The following is a 21,676-nucleotide window of genomic DNA, read 5'->3' on the forward strand; positions in this document are numbered from 1 at the left end:
GGCGCGATCTTCCCGCTTTTCCGGAGCCTTGCTCCGCCGCACGGGCGATCAGGCGTAGCCGGCCACCAGCTCGGCGAGATGGCAGCGGCCACCGGCGACGGCGATGCCGCTGGCCGCGCGTCGCCCCACCTTCCCGGACTTAGATCTTGGTACGAAATGGCCCCTGGAGGGGCCATTTCGTACCAAGATCTGTTGTGGGGCGGGCGGTCAGACGTTCGCGATCAGCAGTGCGGGCCGTTCCACACAGTCGGCCACGTGACGCAGGAAGCCGCCGGCCACCCCGCCGTCGCAGACCCGGTGATCGAAGGTGAGGCTGAGCTGGGTCACCTTCCGGACGGCGAGCTGCCCGTCCACCACCCACGGCTTGTCCACGATCCGGCCGACGCCCAGCAGCGCCGCCTCGGGGTAGTTGATGATCGGCGTGGAGCCGTCCACCCCGAACACGCCGTAGTTGTTGAGCGTGAACGTCCCGCCGGTCAGCCGCGCCGGGGGCAGCGTACCGGCTCGGGCCGCCGCGGTGGTCTCGGCGAGCGCGGCGGCAAGTTCCCCGGTGGTGAGCCGCTGGGCATCGCGCAGCACCGGCACGACCAGCCCCCGGTCGGTCTGCGCGGCAATGCCCAGGTGCACCCCGGCGAACTGGACGATCCGCTGCCCCTCGGTGTCGACATGCGCGTTGAGCTGGGGATACTTCCGCAGACCGCTGAGGCAGATCCGGGCCAGCAGGGCTAGGACGCTCACCGGCGCGTCCGGGGTGGCGGCGTTGATCGCGGCCCGGGTCTCCAGCAACCCGGTGGCGTCCACGTCGACCCAGATGGTCACCTCGGGGATCTCCCGGCGGCTGCGGGAAAGCTTGTCGGCGATCACCCGGCGGATGCCGGTGAGCGGGATGACCACGTCGCCGTCGGCGGCCGGCGCCGACCCGGCATGCGCGACCGGCGCCGGCCCGACCCGCGTGGCCGACGTCGCCCCGCCGTGCGGGTCAGGCGCGTCCGGCACCGCCGCCAACCGGGCCGCCGAGGCGTCCGCGGCGGACTCCACGTCGGCTCGGCGGATCACGCCGCCCGGCCCGGTTCCGCGCAGCGACGCCAGGTCGACGCCCCGTTCCCTCGCCAGCCGCCGCACGATCGGCGAGATGACAAGCGGCGCGGCACCGTCCGACAGAGCGGTCTCCGTCGAAGGAACGGGCACCGCCGACGGACCGGCCGCCGCCGCCTGGACAGGTGCTCCCGACTGACCGGAGCCCGCCGCGGCGGGTGGGTCCGGCCGCGCCGAGGTGGCGGGTTCCGGGGCCACCGCCAGGCGGGGACGGCGTCGCCGCCGGCCCGGGCCGCCGTGCCCGGTGCCGTACCCGATCAGGACGTTGCCGGAACCGGCCCGCTCCTCCTCGCGGTAGGTGGCGTGCGGGTCCGGCGCGTCGCCGCCGTCGAGCGGGGCGATGGTGATCAGCGGCTGACCGACCGGACGGACCTCACCCTCCGCGCCGTGCAGGGCGACGACCCGACCGGGGTACGGGCAGGGCACGTCGACCACGGCCTTGGCGGTCTCCACCTCGACCACGCTCTGGTCCACGGTGACCACGTCGCCGACGGCGACCCGCCACTGCACGATCTCCGCCTCGCTCAACCCCTCACCCAGGTCCGGCAGGAGAAAGTCACGGGTTCCGACAGTGCTGGTCATGCCGTGCTGGCCGGGCATGCCCTCACGGCCCTCGCTGCGCTCGGTGCGTTCAGTCATGCCGCGCCGGTTGGGCATGCCCTCACGGCCCTCGCTGCGCTCGGTGCGTTCGGTCATGCCGCCACCCACCGGGGGTCGGGCTGGTCGTCCCACTGCAACCGGGCCACGGTGTCCAGCACCCGGTCCACCGAGGGCAGGTGGGTGTGCTCCAGCATCGGCGCGGGGTAGGGGATGTCCAGCCCGGACACCCGCAGCACCGGAGCGTGCAGGGCGTGGAAGCAACGCTCCTGGACGCGGGCGGCGATCTCGGCGCCGACACCGGCGAAGCCCTGCGCCTCCTGGATCACCACGCAGCGGCCCGTGCGCCGCACCGAGGCGGTCACGGTGGCGTCGTCGAACGGCACGATGCTGCGCACGTCGACCACCTCCAGGTCCCAGCCCTCCTCGCGGGCCGCCTCCGCCGCGGCCAGCGCCACCGGCACGGCCGGGCCGTACGCGACGAGCGTGGCGTCGGTGCCGGGGCGGCGCACCACCGCGGCGCCGATCGGCGCGGTGCGCGCCGGCAGGTCCGCCTCGGCGCTGGCGAAGTAGAGCTTCTTCGGCTCCAGGAACACCACCGGATCCGGGTCGTCGATCGCGGCCCGCAGCAGCGAGTACGCGTCGTCGACGGTGGCCGGGGTGACCACCTTCAGCCCGGGGGTGTGCGCGTAGTACGCCTCGGAGGAGTCGCAGTGGTGCTCCACGCCGCCGATGCCGCCGGCGTACGGCACCCGGATGACGATCGGCACGCTGAGCGCGCCCCGGGTGCGGTTGCGCAGCTTCGCCACGTGCGAGGCGATCTGCTCGAACGCCGGGTAGGCGAACGCGTCGAACTGCATCTCGACCACCGGCCGCAGCCCGGACATGGCCAGGCCGACCGCGAAGCCGACGATGCCGGCCTCGGCGAGCGGGGTGTCGAAGCAGCGCTTGTCGCCGAACCGGGCCTGCAACCCGTCGGTGATCCGGAAGACGCCGCCGAGTTGGCCGACGTCCTCGCCGAAGACGACCACCCGCTCGTCGTCGAGCATCGCGTCGGCGAGCGCGGCATTGAGCGCCTTCGCCATGGTCACGGTGGCCATCAGGCGTCCCCGTCCCCGTCGTCGGCTGCGGCCAGTTCGGCCCGGACCAGTTCGCGCTGCTCGACGAGCTGCGGCGTCGGCTCGGCGTAGACGTGGTCGAAGAGGCTCAGCGGGTCCACGGCCGGCTGTTCGTCCATCCGCCGGCGCAACGTCGCGGCGTACGCCTCGGCCTCCTCGGCGACGGCCGCGACCGCGGCGTCGTCGAGCACGCCCCGGGCCCGCAGGTACGCCTCCAGCCGGGCGATCGGGTCGCGGTCGCGCCACGCCTCGACCTCGTCGGCGTCGCGGTAGCGGGTCTGGTCGTCGGCGTTGGTGTGCGGCTCCATCCGGTAGGTGTGTGCCTCGATCAGGTAGGGGCCCTTGCCGGCGCGGGCGTGCGCGACCGCCCGGTCGAGCACCGCCAGCACGGCCACCGGGTCGTTGCCGTCGACCTGCTCGCTCGGCACGCCGTAGCCGACGCCCTTGTAGGCCAGGCTCGGCGCGGCGGTCTGCCGGGACAGCGGCACGCTGATCGCGTACTTGTTGTTCTGCACCAGGAAGACCACCGGCGCTTTGAACACGGCGGCGAAGTTGACGCCCTCGTGGAAGTCGCCCTCGCTCGTGGCGCCGTCGCCGATGAACGTGAGCGCCACGGTGTCCCGCCCCTGGTACGACTCGCCGTAGGCCAGGCCGGCGGCGTGCACGCACTGGGTGGCGAGCGGCGTGCACTGCGGCGCGGTGCGCGTGGCGGCCGGGTCGTACCCGCAGTGCCAGTCGCCGCGCAGCAGCGTGAGCACCTCGACCGGGTCCAGGCCGCGGGCGGTCAGCGCCATCGACTCCCGGTAGGTGGGGAAGACCCAGTCGGTGTCGCGCAGCGCGAGCACGCCGCCGACCTGGCACGCCTCCTGGCCCCGGGCGGACGGGTAGACGGCGAGCCGGCCCTGCTTGGTCAGCGCGGTGGCCTGGGTGTCGAAGCGGCGGCCGACGACCATCCGGCGGTACATCTCGCGCAGCGTCTCCACCGGCGGTTCGGGGTAGTCGTCGCGGGGCGGCAGCGGGGTGCCGTCGGGGTCGAGCAACCGGACCGGCGTGGACTGCGGGAGCAGGCCGGCGGACGGGTCTTCGGCGGCCGGGGTGGCCGGCCGGCGGGTGCGCGGGGATGCCCTGCGGACCGCCTGGGGTGTGGTCGTCACGGCGGGGGACCTCCTGGACGTGTGGTGGCCCTATGCTCCTGCTCAGGGATGATTGACTCAACATCCGCGATGAACGCGGGACGAATGGCACAGGAAGGTGAGCGGAGTGAGCCAGGAGACCGGCGCCACAGCGGGCACGGCGGGCGGGACGGGACGTTCGGCCGGACCGCTCGACGAGGTGGACCGGCAGATCCTGCGGGAACTGGTCGCCGACGCCCGGATCTCGATCCGGACGCTCGCCGAACGGGTGCACGTCTCGCGCACCAACGCGTACGCCCGGGTGGAGCGGTTGCTGCGCGACGGGGTGCTCACCGGTTTCACCGCCCGGGTCGCGCCGGAGCCGGCCGGGCTGGGCACGTCGGCGTACATCGCGCTGACCATCCAGCAGAACACCTGGCGGGAGGTCTCCGCCGAGCTGGCCCGGGTGCGCTACATCGAGCACGCGGCGCTGCTCAGCGGCGAGCACGACGTGCTGGCGCTGGTCCGCGCGCCGGACAACGCGACCCTGCGGGACGTGGTGCTGGACCGGGTGCAGAGCATCGCCGGGGTGCTGTCCACTCGCACCTGGCTGGTGTTCGAGGAGTTCGACGGCACGCTCAGCCCGTGGGCCTGACGCGCTACCGCTCCGGCGGCGGCTCCAAACCCTCGGAGTCGGCCAGCTCCAGCAGCGGCTCCAGGGAGTGGCGCCGCTCGTCCAGGCCGGCGTGCGGGTCGCCGCGTTCGGCGAACCGGGCCGGCATGCCCACCACGTCGAAGTCCTCCGGCCGGGCGTCGTCCAGCTCGGCCCAGTCCAGCGGCGCCGAGACCAACGCCGCCGGGGTGGGCCGGATCGAGTACGCCGAGGTCATGGTGTGGTCGCGGGCCATCTGGTTGTAGTCGACGAAGACCGGCCGGTCGCGCTGTTCCCGCCACCACGTGGTGGTGACCAGGTCCGGCCGCCGGCGTTGCATCTCCCGCCCGAGCGCCAGCACCGCCCGCCGGCACTCGCCGAAGCTCCACCGTGGCTCGATCGACACGTAGACGTGCAGGCCCCGGCCGCCGGTGGTCTTCGGGAACCCCACCAGGCCCAGCTCGGCCAGGAACGCCCGCACCTCGTGCGCCACCGGCACCACCCGGGCGAACTCCACCCCCGGCATCGGGTCGAGGTCGATGCGCAGCTGGTCGGGGTGCTCGACGTCGGCCTTCGACACCGGCCACGGGTGGAACCGCAGCGTGCCCAGGTTGGCCGCCCAGATCACCACGGCCAGCTCACTCGGGGCGACCTCGTCGGCGGTCCGGCCGCTGGGGAACGTGATGTGCGCGGTACGCACCCAGTCGGGCGCGCCCGCCGGCAGCCGCTTCTGGTAGAACGCGTCGCCCCGGTTGGTCTGCCGGGTGGCCACCTTGGCGCCCTCGAACACCCCGCGCGGCCAGCGCTCCAGCATCGTCGGCCGGTCCCGCAGCGCGCGCAGGACGCCGTCGCCGACGGCGAGGAAGTAGCGGACCACGTCCAGCTTCGTCAGCCCGCGCTCCGGGAAGTAGGGCTTGTCGGGGCTGGAGACGCGGACCAGCCGCTCCCCCACCCGGATCTCCTCGGCCGCCGCGGTCGCCACGCAGAACACGGTAGGGCACCGGTCGGCGTCACGCGGACATCTCCTCAGGAGACCAGCAGGATCCCGACCACGATCAGCGGGATCGACACGAACAGGAAGATGCCGACGCCGGTGAGCACCCGGCCACCGCCGCCGTCCTCCCGCTCCGGCGCCAGGCCGAACGTGGACCGGGCCGGCAGCATGCCGATCCGGCTCAACGTCAGGTCGCCGGTCATCCCGATCAGGCCGCCGACAAGCATGAACGCCACACCCACCCGGTGCACGAAGGCGCCCCCGCTGATCATGACCCAGATGGCCACCGCCACGGCGATCACCGTCACCGCGATCACGAAGAGCACAAGCGCCTCGCGCAGCCCCCGCACCACCGTCGACATGCCCACCTCCCCCCGAGCGGACCGGCTCCGCCCGGCGGACATTGTGCCGTGTCGATGCTGGCCCGCGCAGCCCCGAACCAGGGGAACCCGGCGACGAGAGGGCCGCGCACTCCCACCGGGCCGACGCGGTTACCGGGCGCGGGCCCCGGGTACCGGGAGCCGCATGGCGGAGATGGCATCGCTCTGGATCGTCCGGCACGGCGAGAGCACCGCGAACGTCGCGGCCACGGCAGCCGAGACGTCCGGCGCCGAGCTGATCGACCTCACCCACCGGGACGCGGACGTGCCGTTGTCGCCCACCGGCGAGGAGCAGGCCCGGGCGACCGGCCGCTGGCTGGCCGGGCTGCCCGCGGAACGCCGGCCGGACGTGGTGGTGGTGTCGCCGTACCTGCGCGCCGTGCGCACCGCCGAGCTGGCGCTGGCCGGCTCCGGCCTGCCGATGAGCCTGGACGAGCGGTTGCGCGACCGGGAGCTGGGCATCCTCGACGGGCTCACCGGGCACGGTGTGCGCACACGCCACCCGGAGGAGGCGCAGCGGCGGGCCTGGCTCGGCAAGTTCTACTACCGCCCGCCCGGCGGCGAGTCGTGGACCGACGTGGCGCTGCGGCTGCGGGCGCTCCTCGGCGACCTGCGCCGCGACCACGACGGCGGGCGGGTGCTGCTGTTCGGCCACGACGCGCTTGTCTTCCTGCTCCGTTATCTGGTGGAGGGGCTCACCGAGGCGGAGCTGATGGCTCTGACCCGTCAGCAGGTCATCGCCAACTGCTCGGTGACCGGCTGGCGCGCCGACGACGCCGGCCGGCTCGTCCCCGAACTGTTCAACGACGTCGCCCACCTGCACCAGCAGGGGGCGCGGCCCACCAGGGAGGACGATGTCCATGCCGAGCCGGTCTGACGTGATCACCCCCGCGCTGCTGCGGGACTGGGCGCTGCCGGTGCCCACCGGCGGCAAGGAGGCGCGCGGCACCGTGCTGGTGGTCGGCGGCTCCCGGTTCACCCCCGGCGCGGTGCTGCTCGCCGGAGTGGCCGCGCTGCGTGCCGGGGCCGGCGTGCTCCAACTGGCCGCCGCCGAGTCCACCGCGGCGTCGCTGAGCATCCAGGTGCCCGAGGCGCTCGTCGTCGGCCTGCCGGAGACCGACGACGGCGCGGTCCGGGGCGACCCCGGTGACCTGCTCGGTGGCCTGGTCGCCGACGCGGACGTGGTGGCGGTCGGCCCCGGGCTGCGGGACATCGACGCCACCGGGGAGCTACTGCGCGTGGTCCTGGACGCGGCCGGGCGGGAGACCGCGCTGGTGTTCGACGCGTACGCGCTGGGGGCGCTCAGCCACGCGCCGGACCTGCTGGTCGGCTCGGGCCGCAAGGTGGTGCTCACGCCCAACCTGACCGAGGCGCGTCACCTGCTGGGTCGCGACCCGGGTGACGACCTGGACGCCGAGGCGGTGGCGCTGGCCGACCGGTACGACGCGGTCGTGTCGCTGTACGGCCACATCGCGACGCCCGACGGCCGGGCCTGGCGGGAGGAGAGCGGGGACGCCGGGCTGGGCACCTCGGGCAGCGGCGACGTGCGGGCCGGGCTGCTCGCCGGGCTGCTCTCCCGGGGCGCCGACCCGGCACAGGCGGCCTGCTGGGCGGCGTTCGCGCACGCGGTGAGCGGGCAGCGGCTGGTGCCCCGGTACGGCCGCATCGGCTTCCTCGCCCGGGAGCTGCTGAACGAGATCCCGTACACGCTGGCCACCGTCTGATCCGCACGGTTTGTGCCGATCCGGGCGGGGGTACGGGGGGCGTCATCAGCCGACCTAGGAGGTACCCGGTGTCCACCGACGCGATCGTCCTGCTCAAGGAGGACCACAAGGAGATCCGCCGCCTGTTCACGGCGTTCCAGGACGCCGAGGACGGGCCGGCGAGCCGGCGCGGGAAGATCGTCGGGCAGATCATCGAGGCGCTGACGGTGCACACCTACCTGGAGAACGAGGTGATGTACCCGGAGGTCCGAAAGCTGGTGCCCGACGTCGAGGACGACATCCTCGAGTCGTACGAGGAGCACCACGTCGCGGACGTGCTCTGCCTCGAACTGCACGCCATGGACGCCGACGACGAGCGGTTCGTCGCCAAGACGACGGTGCTGATCGAGAACGTGCTGCACCACGTCGAGGAGGAGGAGCAGGAGTGGTTCCCGAAGGTGCGTGACGCGCTCGGCCGTAACCAGCTCCAGGAGATCGGCCAGCGCATGCTCGACCTGCGCCCGAAGGCCCCGAAGACGCCGACCGCCCCGAAGGCGCTGAAGAAGGCACGCGACGCCGTCGTCGCCTGAGCGTGGATGTAAGGCGGGGGCCCCGCTTAACACGTGGATGTTGAGCGGGGCCCCCGCCTCTACCGAATGCGTTAATAGGGGCCCCCGCCTTACACCTCCCCGCGGGTCCGGACCGGCGCGGACCGCTAGGATCTTCCACGGGCCGTGACTGGCGCGTGGAGATGGAGCACCATCGGGGAGCGGCCTCGTCACGAGGACGCATGCCGAGCGCCTGGGCCTTCCGCACGTCACCAGGAGGTCGCATGTCGCACAACGCCGAATCCACCGCCTTCCGCAGCGCGCTGGAGGTGATCCGCGCCGTGGAGCCGCGGGTGGCGGACGCCATCGGGGCGGAGCTGGCCGACCAGCGCGAGTCGCTGAAGTTGATCGCCAGCGAGAACTACGCCTCCCCCGCGACGCTGCTGGCCATGGGCAACTGGTTCAGCGACAAGTACGCCGAGGGCACGGTCGGGCGCCGCTTCTACGCCGGCTGCCAGAACGTGGACACGGTCGAGGCGCTCGCCGCCGAGCACGCCAGGGAGCTGTTCGGGGCCGCCCACGCGTACGCGCAGCCGCACTCCGGCATCGACGCCAACCTGGTCGCCTTCTGGGCGATCCTGGCCGACCGGGTCGAGTCCCCCGCGCTGAAGCGGGCGCAGGTGCGCCAGGTCAACGACCTCACCGAGGCGGACTGGTTCGCGCTCCGCCGGGAGCTGGGCGACCAGCGGATGCTCGGCATGTCGCTCGACGCCGGCGGGCACCTCACCCACGGTTTCCGGCCGAACATCTCCGGCAAGATGTTCGACCAGCGCAGCTACGGCACCGACCCGGCCACCGGCCTGATCGACTACGACCGGGTGGCCGAGGCGGCGCGCGAGTTCAAGCCGCTGATCCTGGTCGCCGGCTACTCGGCGTACCCGCGGAAGGTCAACTTCCGGATCATGCGGGAGATCGCCGACTCGGTCGGCGCCACCTTCATGGTCGACATGGCGCACTTCGCCGGCCTGGTCGCCGGCAAGGTCTTCACCGGCGACTTCGACCCGGTGCCGCACGCGCACATCGTCACCACCACCACGCACAAGTCGCTGCGCGGCCCGCGCGGCGGCATGGTGCTCTGCGGCCCGGAGCTGGCCGACCAGGTCGACCGGGGCTGCCCGATGGTGCTCGGCGGGCCGCTGCCGCACGTGATGGCCGCCAAGGCGGTCGCGCTGGCCGAGGCGCGTCGCCCCGACTTCGCCGACTACGCCCGGCGGATCGTCGACAACGCGCAGGCGCTCGCCGACGGGCTGCTGCGCCGCGGCGCGACGCTCGTCACCGGCGGTACCGACAACCACCTGGTGCTCATCGACGTCTCCGGGTACGGCCTGACCGGTCGCCAGGCCGAACAGGCGCTGCTCGACTCCGGCATCGTGACCAACCGCAACGCGGTGCCGCAGGACCCGAACGGCGCGTGGTACACCTCCGGCATCCGGATCGGCACGCCGGCGCTGACCACCCGGGGCCTCGGCGCCGCCGAGATGGACGCCACCGCCGAGCTGATCCACACCGTGCTCACCCAGACCACCGCCGGCACCGGACCGGACGGCGCCCCGTCGAAGGCGAAGTACGTGCTGGACCCGGCGGTGGCCGAGCAGGTCGGCAAGCAGGCCGCCGACCTGCTCACCCCGTTCCCCCTCTACCCCGAGGTCGACCTGACCTGAGGCCACCCACCCGCCTCGGTTGATCAAGGAGTTTGCGTCGGCAGGCGCACGAACGCCGACGCAAACTCCTTGATCGACGAAAGTCGGTCCGGTCAGCGCAGCGGGCGCTTGAGGTGGTAGCGGTGCACCTCCGTGCTGCCCTGCACGTTGTTCACGTCCTCGGCGGCGGTGACCAGCTCCCACCCCTCCCGGCCGACCCGGTTGAGATGCGCGACCGCGGTGTCCCCGTACGCGGTGACGTCGGTGCGGGACCCGTCCGGGCCGTACCAGACGAACGAGACGTGGAAATTCCGGCCCTGCCCCTGATAGCGGCGGACCAGCAACGCGTACTCCCAGGCAACCATCCGTCCATTATCAACGGATACCCGGCGCGCGGGAACACGTGGGGTGCCGGCACGACGACGGTACGGCGTCAGGCCGGCGCGCCCACCGCGGCCGTGGTGTCGGTGACAAGCGCGGCGAGCCGGTCCAGGCCCAGGTCGATCTGCGCCGGGGTGACCGCGCTCACCGACAGCCGCAGCGCGCGCACCGGCGTGCCGGCGTCGTAGAAGTGCGCCATCGGCGTCCACAGCACGCTGTACTCCCGGGCCGAGCGGTGCAGCAGCGCGTCGTCGACCGCGAACGGCACGGTGACCACCACGAAGAAGCCACCGGCCGGCACGGTCCAGCGCACCGGGCCGCCGGCCGGGAAACGCCGGGCCAGGCCGTCGACCAGATGGGCCAGGTTGCGGGCGTACGCGGCCCGCTCCCGGACGTTCGCGGCCACGAGCGAGCAGTCGTGCGCCAGCAGCGCGCCGCCGATCACTGCCTGGCTGATCGGCGAGGTGTTCACCGTGACCATGCTCTTGATCTTCGCGAGCTGGTCGGCGAGCGGGCCGACCGGGCCGACCGCGCCACCCACCCGCTGGTCGGCCACGACGTAGCCGACCCGGGCGCCGGGCAGCACGGTCTTGGCGAACGAGCCGAGATAGACCACCCGGCGTGCGGTGTCGAGCGCCTTCAGCGTGCGGCGGCGGTCCGTGCCGGTGGCCGGGAAGAGGCCGTACGGATTGTCCTCGATCAGCAGCAGATCCTCCTCGGCGGCCAGGTCGAGCAGCCGCCGCCGGTGCGCGGTGTCCATGCTGACCCCGGACGGGTTGGCGAAGTCCGGCATCACGTAGCAGGCCCGCGGTCGGAGCCCCTCGGCGCGGGCCCGGCGCACCCCGGCACGTAGGTCGGCCAGGTCGACGCCGTCCGGGCCGCCGGCCACCGGCCGCACCGGCAGGTCGACCAGGCGGGCCGCGCCGGTCAGCCCGACGTACGTCGGGCTGACCGCGAACAGTACGTCGGCCGGGCCGGCCCGCAACGCGCGCAGCACCAGGAACATGGCCTCCTGGCAGCCGACGGTCACCACGATCGACTCCGGGTCGACGGTGAGCCCCTCGTCGACGGCCAGGTTGCGGGCGATCAGGTGGTGCACGATCCCCTTGGTCCGGCCGTACTGCAACAACGTCCGGTCGACCTGCGCCGGGGTGAGCCCGAGGTCGTCGGCGAGGTGCCGGCGGAACCGGTCCAGGTGCGCGTGCAGCAGCGTCGAGTCGAAGAACTCCTCGTACGGCCGGCCGGCGGCCAGCGACACCGCGTCCGGATAGTGCTGCGCCACCTCGTTGAGGAAGTTCATCGAGTTCAACGCCGGGTCACCGACGCTGCCGTGCAGCGCCTCGACGGCCAGGTCCACCGGCTCCACGTCAGCCTCCGATCCGGGTACGCAACCGCCGGGCCGACGCCGGGTCGGGGCAGCCGCTGAGGATGAGAGCGTCGCGCAACTCGGCCGCGAGCAACGCCAGGGCGGCCTCGGCGCCGGCCCGGCCGCCGGCCGCGAGGGCCCAGAGCAGCGGCCGGCCGACAAGCACCCCGGACGCGCCCAGGGCCAGCGCGCGCAGCACGTCGACGCCGCCGCGGACGCCGCTGTCCAGCAGCACCGCGCACCGCTCCCCCACCGCCTCGACCACGTCCGGCAGCACGCTCGCGCTGGCCGGGGCGGCGTCGAGCTGCCGACCGCCGTGGTTGGAGACCACCACCGCGTCCACGCCGACGTCCGCCGCCCGGACCGCGTCGCGCGCGTCCAGGATGCCCTTGACCAGCAGGGGCACCGGGGTACGCTCCCGCAGCCAGGCCAGGTCCGCCCAGCTCAGCGCCGGGGCGAAGACCGCGCCGGTGTGCTTCGCCACGGCCGAGACGCCGGGCGTGCCCTGGTGGGCCAGGTCGTCCCGGCCGCCGGGCAGGTTCGCGGCGGTGACGTGCGGCGGCAACGCGAACCCGTTGCGCGCGTCGCGCAGCCGCCGGCCGAGCACCGGCACGTCCACGGTGACGACCACCGCGGCGCAGCCGGCGGCCAGCGCCCGGTCGAGCAGGTCGGACACCAACGCCCGATCCCGCAACCAGTAGAGCTGGAACCACACCGTCGCGCCGGCCGCGGCGATCTCCTCGATCGGCGTGCTGGACAGCGTGCTGGCCGCGTAGGGCACGCCGGCCGCGCCGGCCGCCGCGGCGAGCGCCGGCTCGCCGTCGGGGTGCAGCAACCGCTGGTACGCCATCGGCGCGACCGCCACCGGCAGCGCGTACCGGCCGCCGGGCAACGGCGCCTCGGTGGACGGCTCGTCGACGCCGGCCAGCATCCGGGGCAGCACCGCCACCCGGTCCAGCGCGGCCCGGTTGGCGGCAAGCGCGGTCTCGGTGCCGCTGCCGCCGTCGACGTAGTCCCAGACGTCGGCCGGGAGCACCGCCCGGGCCAGCGCCGCGAAGTCGTCCAGACAGGTCGGCACCGGGCCGCCGGCCGGCGTCCCGCCGGTCGACTCAGCCATGGGCGCCGACCCCGGTCGCGCTTCCGGCCGATGCTCCACCCGCCGACGCCGGGTCGGCCGGGTCGAGGCCGAAGCGCCGGCGCAGGAAGGCGGCGACCCGCTCCTGGGCCTCGCGGCCGGCGTCGAACACGCCCGGCATGGCGAAGAAGCCGTGCACCATGCCCGGGTAGTCGACCGTCTCGGTGGGCACGCCCGCCTCCCCCAGCCGCTCGGCGTACCGCCGGCCCTCGGCCCGCAGCGGGTCGTGCCCGGCGGTGACCACGAGCGCCGGCGGCAGGCCGGACAGGTCCTCGGCGAGCAGCGGCGAGGCCAGCGGGTGCGCCGCGTCGCCCGAGTCGGCCAGGTAGTGACCGCGGTACCACGCCACCGAGTGCCGGTTGAACAGCAACGGGTCCTCGTCGCCGGCCGGACGCGATCCGGGACGCTGGTCGGTGTTCGGGTAGACGAGCACCTGGGCGGCGAGCGCGGGGCCACCGTCGGCGCGGGCCAGCAGCGTCACCGCCGCGGCCAGGTTGCCGCCGGCGCTGTCCCCGCCCACCGCCAGCCGCCGCGGGTCCACCCGGAACTCGGCGGCATGGGCGACCAGGTGGCGCAGCGCGGCCTGACAGTCCTCCACCGCCGCCGGGAACGGATGCTCGGGGGCGAGCCGGTAGCCGACCGTCACGGTCTGACAGCCGGTCAGGTTGACCAGCCGGCGGCAGATCCCGTCGGCCGTGTCCACGCTGCCGAGCGTCCAGCCACCACCGAAGAAGTAGACGAGCGTGGGCAACGGGCCGTCGCCGGCCGGCCGGTGGATCCGCACCGGCAGCGGCCCGGCCGGGCCGGGCACCCGCGTGTCGCGTACCTCCTCGACCGGCTCGACCGCGCCGGCGCCGGCGCGGATCGCGGCGAGGTCGGCGGCGCGGGCCTCGGTCAGGGTCTGGGCGTAGAGCGGCGTGACGCCGGCCGCCGCGCGCGCGGCCCGCCACGCGACCACCTGCGGATCGAGCGTCATCCGGCCTCCCCGGTGGTGACGAAGAGCTTGTCGATGCCGCGCAGGAAAAGGCTACCGCTGTAGGTGTACGGCTGGGTGACCGCGAGCCGGGGGAACCGGGCGAACAGCCGGGGCAGCGCGAGCCGCCCCTCCAGTTTCGACACCGCCGAGCCGAGGCAGAAGTGCAGCCCGACGCCGAAGGCCAGCGACGGCGGCCCGTCGCGCCGCGGGTCGAAGCGGTCCGGGTCGGGGAAGCGGACCGGGTCCCGGTTGGCGGCGGCGATCAGCAGCAGCACGTTCTCGTCCCGGCCCACCGGGACGCCGTCCAGCTCGGTGTCGGCCGGCGCGGAGCGGGCCAGGAAGTGCACCGGACTCTCCATCCGCAGCACCTCGTCCACACAGCCCCGGGCCAGCGCGTCGTCGCCCGGTAACGCGGCGGTCACCGCCGGGTGGTCGAGGAGCAGCGGCAGGCCGTTGCTGAACATGTAGACGGTGGTGACGAAGCTGGCGTTGAACAACACGATCAGGTTGCTGACCAGCTCGTCCTCGCTGAGGTCGACGTCACCGGCGTCGAGCACCTCGACCAGCCCGCTGATCAGGTCGGCGCCGGGCGAGCGACGCCGGTGGGCGATCAGGTCACGGTAGTAGGCCCGTAGCTCCTCGGCGGCCTGGTTGGCCCGGGCCAGCCGCTCCGGCGTCTTGCCGGAGACGTCCATGTACTCGTCGATCCAGTCGACCCGCTGCCGGTACCAGGCCAGGTCCGCCGCGGGCAGACCGATGAACTCGGCCATCACCAGGGCCGGGACCGGGTACGCGAAGTCGGCCACGAAGTCCACCTCGGCGCCGCCCGCGCCGGCCTCCGCCATGTGGTCCAGGCGCTCGTCCACGATCCGTTCGATCACCGGCTCCAGCGCGCCGAGCCGGCGCGGGGTGAACGTCTTCGCGAACACCGCGCGCATCCGGGTGTGGTCCGGCGGGTTGACGAACATCATCGAGGTGAGGAACGTCCGCAGGATCTCCTGCTCCTGCCAGCCCGGCGGGAAACCCTTGTACCAGCCGGGATCACGCAGGATCCGATCGACCACGTCGTACCCGCCGGCGACGGCGGTGACGGTGCTGTGCTCGGCGCGGGTCGGCACGGCACTGATCGGCCCGTGCTCGTGCAGGGCCGCGTAGAAGGGATACGGGTTCTGCCGGCCCTGCTCGCTGTACAGGCCGGTCAGGATCTCGCTGACGCCCACGGCGCTTCCTCCCCAGGAAAAGGCGGCGGGGGCGGCCGCCGTGCGCCGCCGCCCCCGCCCGGTGTCACAGCCCGAGCAGCCGCAGCGGGACGGCGTTCGCCATCGCCTGCGCGCCCGCGTCGTTCGGGTGGATGTGGTCCCCGGCGTCGTACGCCGGCAGCAGCCGGCTCGGCCGCGCCGGGTCGCGCAGCACCGCGTCGAAGTCGAGCACGCCGTCGAACTCGGCCCGGCCGGGGCCGCGCAGCCACGCGTTCACCGCGTTGCGGGTGGCGTCCTTCTCCTCGGTCCACACCCCCGGCCCGCCGTTGCCCTCGTACGGGGTGATCGTGCCGACCAGGCTGGTCAGCCCGCGCGCCTGCACCTGCCGGTTGAGCTGCCGCAGCGACGCGATGATCGCCTCGCTGCTGTCGCCGCTCATCCAGATGTCGTTGATGCCCAGGTGGGTGACGACGGTGCGCACGCCGGTCTGCGGGAACACGTCCTCGTTGAGCCGGGCCAGCGCGTTCGGGCCCAGCTCGTAGTAGCCGGGGAAGCCGCCCGCGCCGGGCTCCGTGCCCTCGTGGTTGAGCCGGTTGCCGGCCAGGCTCAGGTTGAGCACGCCCGGCGTGCGGGCCTCCGGGCGGGCGTCGACGAGCCGCTTGGCCAGCAGGTCCGGCCACCGCCGGTCGGTGTTGACCGTGCTGCCGTTGCCGTCGCCGATGGAGTCGCCGAGCACCACCACCGAACCCGGCGCGGCCCGGCGCTCCACGTCGATGCCGGACAGGAACATCCAGCAGCAGTCGGGCCTGGTGGTGAAGCCGGCGCCGCCGGCCGCGGTGGTCAGGTCCGTCGCCCCGATGAAGTTCGTGACCCGGGACTGGCCGTGGAACGTGACCGGGCCGGTGAGCACCGGGAAGTACAGGGTGACCACCAGGTCCTCCTGCTCGCCCACCGGATAGGACAGCGGGTCGCTGAGCAGCTCGGCGCCCTTGTTGATGGTGGCCGAGGCGCCACCGGAGAACTTCAGCTCCCGGACGCTGGCCGGGTCGACGTCGGAGCGGTCGTCGGCGGTGGCGGTGTTCGGCCGGGCGATGGTGGCGTGACCGACCGTGACGGCCTGCTCGCCGTACAGGTTGGTGAGCCGGACCCGCAGGCGCGGACCGCCCACCGTGGTCTGCACCGTCATCCGGATGCTCTGGTCGTTGAGGCCGGTGTTGGTCAGGCCCACGGTGTTCCCACGGGTCACCGCCGCGGCCCAGCTCCCCGCCCACTCGGCGCGCCCGTGCCCGTGCCCGGCGCGGTCGGTGTCGGTGGGGCCGGCGCTCGCGGTCACCGCCGGGGTGCCGGCGAGCAGCAGCGTGGCGGCGGAAGCTATGACGTGCCATCTCTTCGGGGTCGGCATCGATCCTCCATGGTCGGCAGCCCCGGGCGCGACGCGGTCGGCGCCACCGGCCCGGGCGATGGACCGGAAACTAGCCGCCGCCGGTGACGAGCGTCAATCGACCTCATCGACATGATCAAATGCCCGCGGGATGCCCGGCGCCGACGTTCGGCTCTGTCCCCGGTGGACCGCCGCTGCCTAGGCTCGGACCTGGCGGCGGTGCGGTCGCCGACCCCGGCACCCGCCGTCCCGTCCCGGCCCTGACCTGGCCGGACGCCGCTCGCGGACCACGATGGGGGCTGCCCGATGACCGATCGGCCGAACTACGTGCACGAGGCGCTGGAGCTGTTCGCCGGATTCGGCGACCGGGAGGCGCTCGTCGGCGACGGTCGCCGGCTCACCTACCCACAGGTCGCCGCCGAGGTGCGTCGCCTGGCCGCGGCGCTGCGCCGGCACGGCGTACGCCCCGGGGCGGCGGTGCTGGTGATGCTCGGCAACACGGTCGAGGGTCCGCTGCTGCACCTGGCGCTGCACCTGCTCGGCTGCCGGAGCATGTGGGTCGCCCCGGTCACCTCCCGGCGGGAGATCGACGAGTTCGTCACGCTCGCCGCGCCGGAGGTGTTCGTGCACGACCCGCGCGACCCGGCGGCCGGGCAGCTCGCGGCCGGGCTACCCGGCGTACCGGTGCTCTGCCTCGGGCCGGGGGGCGCCGGGCCGGACCTGACGGCGGCCGGTGCGGGCGACGGAGACCTGCCGGCCGCGGTGCCCGCGCCGGAGTCGTTCCTGCAGACCAGCGGCACCACCGGCACGCCGAAGCTGGTGCACCACCGGGAAAGCTTCTACCGCCAGGTGCTCGCGATCGCGGCCGACTTCCGGGCCGCCGGGTTCCCGCTGCTGCGGCACCTGTCGCACTCGCCGATGTGGCTCGCGAGCGGCCAGATCACCACGCTCGTCAACCTGTTCACCGGCGGGGTGCTGTTCCTGCGCGAGCGGTGGGACCCGGCGGCGTTCGTCGCCACCGTGGACGCCGAGCGGATCACCTCCACGTTCGTCACCCCGCCGATGCTCTACGAGGTGCTCGACCACCCCGACCTGCCGGACGCCGACTTCTCCGCGATGTTCATGTTCAACGTCGGGGCCGGTCCCGCCGCGCCGGCCCGGCTGCGCCAGGCGATCCGCCGGTTCGGCCCGTGCCTGCGCATCGTCTACGGACTCAGCGAGGCAGTGGTCATCTGCGCCCAGCCCGGCCTCACCGAGGACCCGGAGCACCCGGAGCGGCTGCGCTCCTGCGGCCGGCCGTACGGGGACGTGACGGTGGAGATCCGCGACGCCGACGGCCGGGCGCTGCCGGCCGGCGTCGACGGCGAGGTGTGGGCCCACACGAAGTTGAGCTTCGCCGGCTACCACGGCCAGCCGGAGCTGACCGCCGAGACGCTCGTCGACGGCTGGGTCCGTACCCGCGACCTCGGCCACCTCGACGACGACGGCTACCTCTACCTGGTCGACCGGTTACAGGACCGGATCCTCACCCGGCAGCGGAGCTGGCCGATCTACTCCCGGCCGATCGAGGACGTGCTCGCCGGCCACCCCGAGGTCCGCGCCGCCGCGGTGATCGGGGTGCCGGACCCGGTCGCCGGGGAACTCCCGTTCGCGTACGTGGTGCCGGCGCCGGGCGCGTCGGTCACCGCCGACGACCTGATCGCGCTGGTGACCCGAGAGCTGAGCGAGACCTGGGCGCCCGGCGCGGTGGAGTTCGTCGACGCGCTGCCGCTCAACCGGTCCGCCAAGGTCGACAAGCTGGCGCTGCGGGAGAGGTACGCCACCACGCACCCGATCGGCAGCCCGACATGAACCCGCGCCGGGAGTTGTACACCCTGGTCGGCGCCGACCTGCTGTCCAACCTCGGCACCCGGATCTCGGTGGTCGCCATTCCCTGGCTGGTGCTGGAGACCACCGGCAGCCCGACCCGGATGGGCCTGGTCGCCGCCGCGGAGACGCTGCCGTACATGCTCTCCAGCGCGCTGGCCACGCCGTGGGCGGACCGGTTCGGCGTACGCCGCACGTCGGTCTTCGTGGACGCGGCGAGCGCCGCCGCGATGGCGGTGGTGGCGCTCGCGCCGTGGCTCGGGTTCGGCACGCTGCTGGTGCTGGTGGCCGTCGCCGGCGGGCTGCGCGGCATCGGTGACCGGGTCAAGCACGTGCTGTTCAAGCCGGCCGCCGAACGGGCCGGCGTGCCGTTGATCCGGCTCACCTCCGCCTACGACGGGCTGGCCCGGGGCATGACGTTGTTCGGCGCGGTGCTGGGCGGGCTGCTCATCGACTGGGTGGGGCTGACCCGGGCGATCTGGATCGACGCCGCCACGTTCGCGGTCTGCGCGCTGCTGATCGGGGCGCTGGTCCGGCCGCCCGCGCCCGCGCAGCCGGCGCCCCGGGAACGCTACCTGCGGGCGCTGCGCGGCGGATTCGCGTACCTGCGCACCGACCGGACGCTGCTGACCATGCTGATCGTGGTGTCCGCGTCCAACATGTTCGCCAACGCCAGCGTCGCGGTCTGGATCCCGCTCTGGGTGAACCAGGTACTCGGCGACCCGGCCGGGTTCGGCTTGCTGCTGGGCGTGTTCTCGGCCGGCGCGCTGCTGGGCAACCTGCTGTTCACGCTGCTCGGGACGCGGTTGCCGAGCCGGGCCACGTTCGCCCTCGGGCTGGCGCTCAGCGGCACGCCGCGACTGCTGGCGCTGGCGCTCAGCGACGACCTGGTGGTGGTGCTGGCGGTGACGTTCCTGTCCGGCATCGGCATCGCGGCGGTGAACCCGCTGCTCGGCGCCGCGCTCTACCAGCGGGTGCCGGAGGCGTTGCAGACCCGGGTGCTTGGTATCTCCGGCTCGGTGGCCTTCCTCGGCCTGCCGGTGGGCGCGTTGCTCGGCGGCTGGTCGGTGGCGCTGCTCGACCTGACCCCGGCGCTGCTGGTGATGTCGGTGGCCTGCCTGGTGCTCACCGTGGCACCGTTGCTGCTCTTCCGGTCGCCGGCCGACCGCCCGGCCACGCGGCCGGCCACGCCGACCCCGGCCTGACCGGCCCGGCCGGATCCGGCCCCCGACGCGGCGGGGCAGCACGGCGCGTGCCGTTTCGCTACTGTCGGGATTCGCGGGCCGTGCCCGCGGCAGCTACACGGGGGAAGTCGACAGCACCGGCACCGCACGCGCCCCGGCGCGTGTGGCGTCGCACCCTGTCGCAAAACAGGCGGCGGTTTGCCGTCCACTGATCGACCTCTCTCCCGGTTCGCCGGTTCTCCGGCGGCGTCGCCTGCTCGAACGACCGGAAAGAGGAACATGAGACTCATCCGAAATCGCCGCACCCGCGCGATGGCGACGCTGCTCGCCGTCGTCGTGGCGGCAAGCACCATCGGTGGCGGCTCGGCGCAGGCGGTCAGCGGCGTCAGCCCGGTGCCCGCCGGCAGCTACCCGTTCACCGCCAAGATCCAGAACGACCTGCGGGCCTGCTCCGCGGTGCTGGTCGAGCCGACCTGGGTGCTGACCACCGCGAGCTGCCTGGCCGAGCCCGGCCAGCAGCTCGTCGCCGGCCCGCCCGCCCGGCGCACCACCGTCACGGTCGGCCGGACGGATCTGCGCACCACGGCGGGGCACGTCCTCGCCGTCACCGCCGTGATCCCCCACCCGACCCGCAACGTCGCGCTCGCCCACCTGGAGAAGGCCGCGGACGGCGTGCCACCGATCGCCATCGGCGGCGCCGCCGCCCAGGGCGAGACGCTGCTCGCCGCCGGCTTCGGCCGCACCGCCACCGAGTGGGTGCCCGACGAGCTGCACGCCGGGGCGTTCACCGTCACCGGCGTCACGGCGGACACCCTCACCGTCGACGGCAGCGCCTCCGCCGCCAGCCTGTGCCGGGGCGACGCCGGCGGGCCGCTACTGCGCACCGGTGCCGGCGAGCCACAGCTGGTGGCCCTGCACGACCGCTCCTGGCAGGGCGGTTGCCTCGCCGAGACCGACACCCGGCGCACCGCGACCGAGGTACGGGTGGACGGCCTCGCCCCCTGGATCGCGGCGAGCACCAGCACCAACTACGTGGCGCTCTCCCCCGGCGCGTCCCTGCTGGACACCCGCACCGGCACCGGCGCCCCGGCCGGGCCGCGCGGTGCGGACAGCACCACCGACTTCCCGGCCCTCGGCGCGGGCGGGGTCCCCTCGACGGGCGTGTCCGCGGTGCTCGTCGACGTGACCGCGGTCAGCCCGACCGCCAACACCTTCCTGACGGTGTTCCCTCAGGGCACCACCCGACCGGCGCTGTCGTCCTCCCTCAACGCGTCGACCGGGGAGATCATCTCGACCACCCAGGTCGTCAGGCCGGGGGCGGACGGGCGTCTTTCGGTCCACAACCGCGCCGGAAGCGTCCACATCGTCGTCGAGGTGCACGGCTACTTCACCACCGGGGCGGGCGGAGGACTGGTCGCCGTGCCGCACACCCGCGTGGTGGACACCCGCACCGGCACCGGCACCACCGTGGGCAAGGTCCCGACCAACGGCTCCCGGACGTTCACGTTCACCGGCGGCGTCGTCCCGAGCGGCGCGACGAGCGTGTTCCTGGACGTGGCAGTGGTCGGCTCGACCGGCACCGGCTTCCTGCGCGCCCATCCGGAGGGCGGCGCCGACGACACGAGCGTGCTCGACTACGTCAGCGGGGTCACCTCGCAGGGCATCGCGGTCAAGCTCTCGTCCGCGGGCAGGGCCACGGTCGTCAACAAGGGACCGGCGGTCGACCTGGTGATCTCCGTGCAGGGTTACGTGACCGCCGACCTCACGGTCGGCGCTGATCTGCGGCCCACCTCGGCGGTCCATCTGGTCGACACCGGGGCCAACGGCGGCCAGCCGCTCCCGGCCCGGGGCGAGCTGTTCGTCAAGCTGACCGATCCGCTCGGCGTCTCACCGGAAGCGATGGGCGGCGCCATCCTCGCCGTGACGGTCGCCGGTCCGACCGCCTCGGGTTACCTCACCGTGGAGTCCGGCGTCGGCCCCTTCCCCGCCGACCAGAACGGCCCCATCGTCACGAGCCAGTCCGTGGCGAACTTCACCGCCGGCCAGGTCGCCCGGACCACGATGGTGATGGTCAAGGTGGACCGGGCCGGGCAGAACCGCGCGACCGGGAGCGTCCGGATCTTGAACGTCAGCGGCGGCACGGTCCGCGTCATCGTGACCCTGCACGGCTGGTTCAACCCGCCACCCGGGTCGAGCAACTGAAACCACGACACACCGGCCTCCGCCGCCTCGACCGTACGACCGGTCGGGGCGGCGGACCGCTTTCCCCGGCCCGGCGGCTCGGCTAGC

Annotated in this window: 19 protein-coding genes and 1 riboswitch; of the genes, 8 read left to right on the forward strand and 11 right to left on the reverse strand. The window is 73.8% G+C overall.

Features of this window, described 5'->3' with window-relative positions; genetic code table 11:
- Nucleotides 1-207 precede the first annotated feature (207 nt).
- The 3 genes from O7613_RS11175 to pdhA form a co-directional block, all read right to left on the reverse strand.
- Nucleotides 208-1,677 (reverse strand): dihydrolipoamide acetyltransferase family protein, encoded by a 1,470-nt coding sequence (locus O7613_RS11175; RefSeq protein ID WP_282294521.1) that lies wholly within the window; start codon nucleotides 1,675-1,677, stop codon nucleotides 208-210.
- A 110-nt stretch (nucleotides 1,678-1,787) separates the two neighbouring features.
- Nucleotides 1,788-2,792: an alpha-ketoacid dehydrogenase subunit beta gene (locus tag O7613_RS11180; RefSeq protein ID WP_281588996.1), complete on the reverse strand. Its 1,005-nt coding sequence runs from the start codon at nucleotides 2,790-2,792 to the stop codon at nucleotides 1,788-1,790.
- A complete protein-coding gene (pdhA, locus tag O7613_RS11185; RefSeq protein WP_282293685.1) occupies nucleotides 2,792-3,964 on the reverse strand; it encodes a pyruvate dehydrogenase (acetyl-transferring) E1 component subunit alpha in 1,173 nt (390 codons plus the stop codon). Before pdhA ends, O7613_RS11180 begins: the two co-directional genes overlap by 1 nt.
- Nucleotides 3,965-4,070: 106 nt before the next feature.
- Between pdhA and O7613_RS11190 the strand changes: the two genes are divergently transcribed.
- Nucleotides 4,071-4,577: an Lrp/AsnC family transcriptional regulator gene (locus O7613_RS11190; RefSeq protein ID WP_281588992.1), complete on the forward strand. Its 507-nt coding sequence runs from the start codon at nucleotides 4,071-4,073 to the stop codon at nucleotides 4,575-4,577.
- 4 nt (nucleotides 4,578-4,581) lie between these two features.
- On the opposite strand, the gene O7613_RS11195 is transcribed toward O7613_RS11190, so the two are convergent.
- Together O7613_RS11195 and O7613_RS11200 are read right to left on the reverse strand one after the other, a co-directional pair.
- Nucleotides 4,582-5,565, reverse strand: coding sequence for a DNA primase small subunit domain-containing protein (locus O7613_RS11195; RefSeq protein ID WP_282293689.1), 984 nt, complete (start codon nucleotides 5,563-5,565; stop codon nucleotides 4,582-4,584).
- A gap of 35 nt (nucleotides 5,566-5,600) precedes the next feature.
- The gene (locus O7613_RS11200) at nucleotides 5,601-5,930 is read right to left on the reverse strand and encodes a hypothetical protein (protein WP_281588988.1); all 330 of its coding nucleotides are present in this window, start codon (nucleotides 5,928-5,930) and stop codon (nucleotides 5,601-5,603) included.
- Between the two features lie 163 nt (nucleotides 5,931-6,093).
- On the opposite strand from O7613_RS11200, the gene O7613_RS11205 reads away from it, so the two are divergent.
- The 4 genes from O7613_RS11205 to O7613_RS11220 all read left to right on the forward strand — a co-directional run bounded on the left by O7613_RS11205 (nucleotide 6,094) and on the right by O7613_RS11220 (nucleotide 9,920).
- Nucleotides 6,094-6,825 (forward strand): histidine phosphatase family protein, encoded by a 732-nt coding sequence (locus O7613_RS11205; protein WP_281588987.1) that lies wholly within the window; start codon nucleotides 6,094-6,096, stop codon nucleotides 6,823-6,825.
- Entirely contained in the window at nucleotides 6,809-7,672 is an 864-nt protein-coding gene (locus tag O7613_RS11210; RefSeq protein WP_281588985.1) for an NAD(P)H-hydrate dehydratase, read from the forward strand. Before O7613_RS11205 ends, O7613_RS11210 begins: the two co-directional genes overlap by 17 nt.
- A gap of 68 nt (nucleotides 7,673-7,740) precedes the next feature.
- Nucleotides 7,741-8,241, forward strand: coding sequence for a hemerythrin domain-containing protein (locus O7613_RS11215; RefSeq protein WP_281588983.1), 501 nt, complete (start codon nucleotides 7,741-7,743; stop codon nucleotides 8,239-8,241).
- Nucleotides 8,242-8,375: 134 nt separating this feature from the next.
- A riboswitch (ZMP/ZTP riboswitch) is annotated at nucleotides 8,376-8,465 on the forward strand.
- 18 nt (nucleotides 8,466-8,483) lie between these two features.
- Nucleotides 8,484-9,920 (forward strand): glycine hydroxymethyltransferase, encoded by a 1,437-nt coding sequence (locus O7613_RS11220; protein ID WP_282293692.1) that lies wholly within the window; start codon nucleotides 8,484-8,486, stop codon nucleotides 9,918-9,920.
- A 92-nt stretch (nucleotides 9,921-10,012) separates the two neighbouring features.
- Here O7613_RS11220 and O7613_RS11225 read toward each other — a convergent pair whose 3' ends face one another.
- The 6 genes from O7613_RS11225 to O7613_RS11250 form a co-directional block, all read right to left on the reverse strand.
- Nucleotides 10,013-10,264: a hypothetical protein gene (locus O7613_RS11225; RefSeq protein WP_107160278.1), complete on the reverse strand. Its 252-nt coding sequence runs from the start codon at nucleotides 10,262-10,264 to the stop codon at nucleotides 10,013-10,015.
- Between the two features lie 68 nt (nucleotides 10,265-10,332).
- Nucleotides 10,333-11,646, reverse strand: coding sequence for a PLP-dependent aminotransferase family protein (locus tag O7613_RS11230; RefSeq protein ID WP_282293694.1), 1,314 nt, complete (start codon nucleotides 11,644-11,646; stop codon nucleotides 10,333-10,335).
- A gap of 1 nt (nucleotide 11,647) precedes the next feature.
- On the reverse strand, nucleotides 11,648-12,763 hold the full coding sequence (locus O7613_RS11235; RefSeq protein WP_282293695.1) for an alpha-hydroxy acid oxidase: 1,116 nt from the start codon (nucleotides 12,761-12,763) through the stop codon (nucleotides 11,648-11,650).
- Nucleotides 12,756-13,757: an alpha/beta hydrolase gene (locus O7613_RS11240; RefSeq protein WP_281588972.1), complete on the reverse strand. Its 1,002-nt coding sequence runs from the start codon at nucleotides 13,755-13,757 to the stop codon at nucleotides 12,756-12,758. Before O7613_RS11240 ends, O7613_RS11235 begins: the two co-directional genes overlap by 8 nt.
- Entirely contained in the window at nucleotides 13,754-14,977 is a 1,224-nt protein-coding gene (locus O7613_RS11245; RefSeq protein WP_282293698.1) for a cytochrome P450, read from the reverse strand. Before O7613_RS11245 ends, O7613_RS11240 begins: the two co-directional genes overlap by 4 nt.
- 64 nt (nucleotides 14,978-15,041) lie before the next feature.
- A complete protein-coding gene (locus tag O7613_RS11250; protein ID WP_282294522.1) occupies nucleotides 15,042-16,331 on the reverse strand; it encodes an SGNH/GDSL hydrolase family protein in 1,290 nt (429 codons plus the stop codon).
- Between the two features lie 312 nt (nucleotides 16,332-16,643).
- Between O7613_RS11250 and O7613_RS11255 the strand changes: the two genes are divergently transcribed.
- From O7613_RS11255 to O7613_RS11265, 3 genes are all read left to right on the forward strand, one after another.
- Entirely contained in the window at nucleotides 16,644-18,188 is a 1,545-nt protein-coding gene (locus O7613_RS11255; RefSeq protein WP_282293700.1) for an AMP-binding protein, read from the forward strand.
- Nucleotides 18,185-19,408 carry an MFS transporter gene (locus tag O7613_RS11260; protein WP_282293702.1) on the forward strand — a complete coding sequence of 408 codons (1,224 nt, stop codon included), beginning with the start codon at nucleotides 18,185-18,187 and terminating at the stop codon, nucleotides 19,406-19,408. The genes O7613_RS11255 and O7613_RS11260 overlap by 4 nt, the downstream gene beginning before the upstream one ends.
- A 258-nt stretch (nucleotides 19,409-19,666) precedes the next feature.
- On the forward strand, nucleotides 19,667-21,589 hold the full coding sequence (locus tag O7613_RS11265; protein ID WP_282293704.1) for a trypsin-like serine protease: 1,923 nt from the start codon (nucleotides 19,667-19,669) through the stop codon (nucleotides 21,587-21,589).
- Nucleotides 21,590-21,676: the final 87 nt, after the last annotated feature.

Origin of the sequence: Micromonospora sp. WMMD975 (assembly GCF_029581215.1) — a bacterium.
GTDB lineage: Bacteria > Actinomycetota > Actinomycetes > Mycobacteriales > Micromonosporaceae > Micromonospora.

Bases quoted from the DNA above. Each gene is read 5' to 3' on its own strand.
- O7613_RS11175 (WP_282294521.1), bottom strand. From the start codon at position 1,677: ATGACCAGCACTGTCGGAACCCGTGACTTTCTCCTGCCGGACCTGGGT.
- O7613_RS11180 (WP_281588996.1), bottom strand. From the start codon at position 2,792: ATGGCCACCGTGACCATGGCGAAGGCGCTCAATGCCGCGCTCGCCGAC.
- O7613_RS11200 (WP_281588988.1), bottom strand. From the start codon at position 5,930: ATGTCGACGGTGGTGCGGGGGCTGCGCGAGGCGCTTGTGCTCTTCGTG.
- O7613_RS11205 (WP_281588987.1), top strand. From the start codon at position 6,094: ATGGCGGAGATGGCATCGCTCTGGATCGTCCGGCACGGCGAGAGCACC.
- O7613_RS11210 (WP_281588985.1), top strand. From the start codon at position 6,809: ATGCCGAGCCGGTCTGACGTGATCACCCCCGCGCTGCTGCGGGACTGG.
- O7613_RS11220 (WP_282293692.1), top strand. From the start codon at position 8,484: ATGTCGCACAACGCCGAATCCACCGCCTTCCGCAGCGCGCTGGAGGTG.
- O7613_RS11225 (WP_107160278.1), bottom strand. From the start codon at position 10,264: ATGGTTGCCTGGGAGTACGCGTTGCTGGTCCGCCGCTATCAGGGGCAG.
- O7613_RS11235 (WP_282293695.1), bottom strand. From the start codon at position 12,763: ATGGCTGAGTCGACCGGCGGGACGCCGGCCGGCGGCCCGGTGCCGACC.
- O7613_RS11240 (WP_281588972.1), bottom strand. From the start codon at position 13,757: ATGACGCTCGATCCGCAGGTGGTCGCGTGGCGGGCCGCGCGCGCGGCG.
- O7613_RS11255 (WP_282293700.1), top strand. From the start codon at position 16,644: ATGACCGATCGGCCGAACTACGTGCACGAGGCGCTGGAGCTGTTCGCC.
- O7613_RS11260 (WP_282293702.1), top strand. From the start codon at position 18,185: ATGAACCCGCGCCGGGAGTTGTACACCCTGGTCGGCGCCGACCTGCTG.
- O7613_RS11265 (WP_282293704.1), top strand. From the start codon at position 19,667: ATGAGACTCATCCGAAATCGCCGCACCCGCGCGATGGCGACGCTGCTC.